General features: G+C 64.3%; 5 protein-coding genes and 1 pseudogene. 5 read left to right on the forward strand and 1 reads right to left on the reverse strand.

From position 1 onward, the window contains the following. From MKK69_RS06855 to MKK69_RS06875, 5 genes are all read left to right on the forward strand, one after another. A partial coding sequence (locus MKK69_RS06855) for a hypothetical protein (protein WP_243967006.1) occupies positions 1-192 on the forward strand: 192 nt, incomplete at its 5' end. 71 nt (positions 193-263) lie between these two features. Continuing rightward, positions 264-965 (forward strand): response regulator transcription factor CtrA, encoded by a 702-nt coding sequence (gene ctrA / locus MKK69_RS06860; protein ID WP_243967007.1) that lies wholly within the window; start codon positions 264-266, stop codon positions 963-965. A 92-nt stretch (positions 966-1,057) separates the two neighbouring features. Continuing rightward, positions 1,058-1,576 (forward strand): MucR family transcriptional regulator, encoded by a 519-nt coding sequence (locus tag MKK69_RS06865; protein ID WP_243967008.1) that lies wholly within the window; start codon positions 1,058-1,060, stop codon positions 1,574-1,576. Between the two features lie 183 nt (positions 1,577-1,759). Continuing rightward, complete coding sequence (locus tag MKK69_RS06870; RefSeq protein ID WP_243967010.1) at positions 1,760-2,842, forward strand: catalase family protein; 1,083 nt, start codon at positions 1,760-1,762, stop codon at positions 2,840-2,842. A gap of 506 nt (positions 2,843-3,348) precedes the next feature. Beyond that, positions 3,349-3,525, forward strand: coding sequence for a hypothetical protein (locus MKK69_RS06875; protein WP_243967012.1), 177 nt, complete (start codon positions 3,349-3,351; stop codon positions 3,523-3,525). A 297-nt stretch (positions 3,526-3,822) separates the two neighbouring features. Here MKK69_RS06875 and MKK69_RS06880 read toward each other — a convergent pair. After that, positions 3,823-3,972, reverse strand: a pseudogene (locus MKK69_RS06880) (helix-turn-helix domain-containing protein); the annotation flags it as partial. Positions 3,973-4,171: the final 199 nt, after the last annotated feature.

Consider the following 4,171-nt stretch of genomic DNA (forward strand, 5'->3'; position numbering starts at 1 on the left):
GCCCCGACCGCACTCCTGACGGATCACCCGATCGGCGACGTGGCTGGTGACCTCGCCGCGGCCGACGCGCTCACGAACTGGCAACGCTGGGCTGCCCAAGGGAAAGCGACCGTAAACAACGGCGTGCTGTGCCTCACCGGCCCGGAGCTATCCCCTGACGAGTGGGCCGCCCAGTTCGTCACCGAGCACTGAACGGCAAAGCCGCCTGTTAACGGTTCAGTATTGCTGAGAGATTATGAAGCACCTCAGTTCGAGGTGGTGTCATGCGCGTTCTGCTGATCGAAGATGACGCTACCGTCGCGCAGAGCATTGAGTTGATGCTCAAATCGGAAAGCTTCGTCACCTACACCACCGACCTCGGTGAGGAAGGTGTCGACCTCGGCAAGCTCTACGATTACGACATCATCCTCCTCGATCTGAACCTGCCCGACATGTCAGGCTACGAGGTGCTGCGCTCGCTCCGCGTGTCGAAAATTCAGACCCCCGTCCTCGTCCTGTCCGGCATGGCCAGCATCGAGGATAAGGTGAAGGGTTTGGGGTTCGGCGCCGACGACTACCTGACCAAGCCATTCCACAAGGACGAGCTGGTGGCGCGCATCCACGCTATTGTGCGGCGCTCGAAGGGTCATGCTCAGTCCAAAATCACGATCGACGATCTCGTGCTCGACCTCGACGAGAAGATGGCCTCGATCGACGGCAAGCGCATCCCGTTGACGTCGAAGGAGTACCAGATGCTGGAGCTTCTGGGTCTCCGAAAGGGATCGACTATCACCAAAGAGATGTTCCTGAACCATCTCTACGGCGGCATGGACGAGCCCGAGCTGAAGATCATCGACGTGTTCATCTGCAAGCTGCGCAAGAAGCTCGCCAACACCAGCCAGGGCAAGAACTACATCGAGACGGTCTGGGGCCGCGGCTACGTGCTGCGCGAAGGCGCACCCGAGATGCGAGCGATGGCAAGCTAAAAATCAGCAGGTAGAAGCAAAAAGTCCTGAACGTGCATTGATTTGTTGTGTTCGCTGGCGCAGATGGCTTGCTTCACTCAAGCAGGTGCGCCGTGAACGAGAACACAGGGACGATCGAGGCTGCTGCCACCGATTATTTGGAACTCACGGCTGGCATCGTATCGGCCTACGTGTCCAAGAACTCGGTACGGCCTGCCGACATGGCGGAGCTGATCGCCAGTACGCACGCTGCGCTCTCGGGGCTTGGTAATGCCGGCGCACTTGCTGCTCCTGCCACTGAGAAGCTCACAGCCGCCCAGATCCGGAAGTCGATCACGCCGGACGCGCTGATCAGCTTCATCGACGGCAAGCCGTACAAGACCCTGAAGCGGCATCTCAGCAAGAGTGGCATGACAATCGATCAGTACCGGGAGCACTTCGGCCTGCCGCGGGACTACCCCTCCACGGCCGCCAGCTACTCGGCGCATCGCTCCGCACTCGCCAAGAGCCTCGGCCTCGGCAGCCAGCGCAAGAAGGCGGCCGCGAAGGCCGCTGAGCCCGTGGCGACCGTCTCCGACAAGCTAAAGCATGCCGGTCGGCCGCGGAAGTCTGAGGGAAGCCCTGAGGCTTGAGGCGTAGGGGGGAGCTGCCTGTTCCCTCCGGCTTGCATCAGCTAGCGTCCGACTACGACGCGATGCTGAATGGTGCATCAGCGCCGTGAAAGTGAGCGCCACGTCTCCAGCCGGAGCGGACGATTAGGAACTTGGCCATGCGCACGGAACTTCATCCAAAGAACCGCGCGTGAGAGCCCAAGAATGAATTACCTGCGCTACACCCATGACATCGAGCAGCCAGCTCCAGACGAGCAGGCGACGATCGACGGCATCATCAAGGGCATGACGCAGCAGTCCGAGACGGTCGAGAAGCGCGAGCACCATGCGGTCCGTGCCAGCCACGCCAAGAGTTCGGCCTGCGTCACCGGCGAGTTCACGATCGCCCCCGGCCTACCGCCGGAACTGGCCCAAGGGCTGTTCTCCAGCCCCGGCCTCCACCCCGTCGCGGTGCGCTTCGCGCAGGGGCCGGGCGAGACACTTGGCGACCGCGTCTCGACCCATCGCGGCATGTCCATCAAGGTGTTCGACGTCCCCGGCGAGAAGCTGCCCGGCCATGCCGTTGATACCCAGGACTTCGTGCTCGCGACTGGTACCACCTTCCCCTCGGGTACAGCGGCGGGCTTCCTCCGCGACGGTACGGTCATCGGCAAGTCCACCGCGCTGCCGGAGGGTGTCAAGAGCGCGGTCTCGTCGACCATGCGCAATCTCAATCGGGTGCTGCACGCGTTCGGGACGGAGAGCGCGCTCGCCGACTTCTTCGGCCATCCGTACAGCCATCCCCTAGCCGACAGCTATTTCAGCCAGGCTCCGATCCGTTTTGGCGACTACGTGGCCAAGCTCGCGGCCGTTCCCACGGCCGAGGCACAGCGCGCCCTATCCGAGTGGCGGCTCGACCCACACGTCGACGAGGACGGTTTCCGCCACGCGGCAATCGACTTCTTCCGCGAGCATGATGTGGTGTTCGAGCTGAAGGCCCAGCTCTGGGCCGACGCCGAGAGGCAACCTATCGAGGACGCGTCGGTCGATTGGCCTGTCTCGGTAAGCCCCTACCGGACCGTGGCTACACTGCGCCTGCCGAGCCAAGACGCCTATTCAACGGAGCGGGCGCGATACTTCGACGAGGTGATGACCTTCCGACCCGCGCACAGCCTCGCGGTGCACCGGCCGCTCGGTTCGGTGATGCGGGCGCGGCTGCAGGTCTATCGGGCGCTCTCCGACTTCCGCCACCGCGAGAACGGCGTGTCCGCCGAGGACACCGCCAGCATCGACCGCATCCCAGCGTGAGGAACTTGCGCGATCAGGCTTCCGAAGTATCGCGAACCATTCCGGTCACATACGCGTTACCGGCGTTCTTCGGCACGGAGGCATCGATGCGTCAGCGCACCCTCGTCACAGCTATCCCTTTCATGCTGCTCTTCTCAGGCGCAGCGTTCGCGCAGGCACCAGCGGCTACCCCACTCGGGACAGCCCCGGGCGCAACTGGCGTAGCCGCACCTCAGCCGGGTTCGACCGGTGCGCCGGGCACCGTGACGGGGACGCCGACCGGGCAGCCGGCTGACACTGTGACGAACAACTCTGCAGCTGGTGGAAATGCCGGCCAGCCGGAGCGGCCCCTGCCCCAGGGTGGCGGCGGCGGCAAATGAGCAGATCGCGGCGCTGATCGAGGTTGAGGCAATCGCCGTCTGTCTACCGTGGTTGCCAATCGCGCAGGATCTGTGACCTTCAAAGAAGACGTCGGGCGGGTCGCTAATCCGCGCGACGACACAGGCATCACGAGGGACGGCATGGTCATGGCTGAGACAGACAAGCCACCGGGCGTGAGCGTCGTGCCGCCGACGGTGCGGATCCCGAACGTCAACGTGCCGGACCCGACGACCGGCAGCGAGCCCGAGAGCAAGGATCCGGTGAAGGATGCCGAGCGCATGCCCGATGATCCGGACAAGGCAGCCGATGACGGCCTAGCTTGATCATGCGCCGCTCTTTCAAGGTTCTCGCCGCTCTGGCTACCCTCGCCTGCCTTCCTAGGGCAGCCGACGCACAGCGCACGTCCGAGTCGCCCGCGAAATCCGCTTCAGGTGCGCCCGCCGGCGAGGAAGCGGCATCTGCGGTTGATCCGGCGGTACTTGACCGCTGCCGACAGCGGGCGGACGCTTAGAGCTGTTCCCGGAGGCGTTGCGACGGAGCCGGGGTTGCCGCGTTGACCGGTTAAGGAGGCGGCAATGCCATCACCTTTATCAGTCGATCTGCGCGAGCGCGTTGTAGCGGACGTGACCTTCCTGCGCGAACCGGGCCGACCATCGGCTTGCACTCGACACGCTCACATCAAACCGGGCCGCCGCTCGATGGAAAGACGCGCCCTCGGTCACGGCCGCTACCACCCGCTCGCGCAGATCGACTGATAAAGGTGATGGCATTGCCGCCTCCTTCACCGGTCAACGCGGCAACCCCGGCTCCGTCGCAACGCCTCCGGGAACAGCTCTAAGCGGCCGCCCGCTGTCGGCAGCGGTCATGTACCGCCGGATCAACCGCAGATGCCGCTTCCTCGCCGGCTGGCGCACCTGAAGCGGAATTCGCGGCCGACTCGGACGTGCGCTGTGCCTCGGCTGCCCGTGG

The sequence above is a fragment of the Methylobacterium sp. J-026 genome, assembly GCF_022829585.1.
Taxonomy (GTDB): Bacteria; Pseudomonadota; Alphaproteobacteria; order Rhizobiales; family Beijerinckiaceae; genus Methylobacterium.

What these genes read in the sequence shown, in the direction of transcription:
- MKK69_RS06870 (WP_243967010.1), top strand. Translation starts at nt 1,760, where the DNA reads ATGAATTACCTGCGCTACACCCATGACATCGAGCAGCCAGCTCCAGAC.
- MKK69_RS06875 (WP_243967012.1), top strand. Translation starts at nt 3,349, where the DNA reads ATGGCTGAGACAGACAAGCCACCGGGCGTGAGCGTCGTGCCGCCGACG.
- ctrA (WP_243967007.1), top strand. Translation starts at nt 264, where the DNA reads ATGCGCGTTCTGCTGATCGAAGATGACGCTACCGTCGCGCAGAGCATT.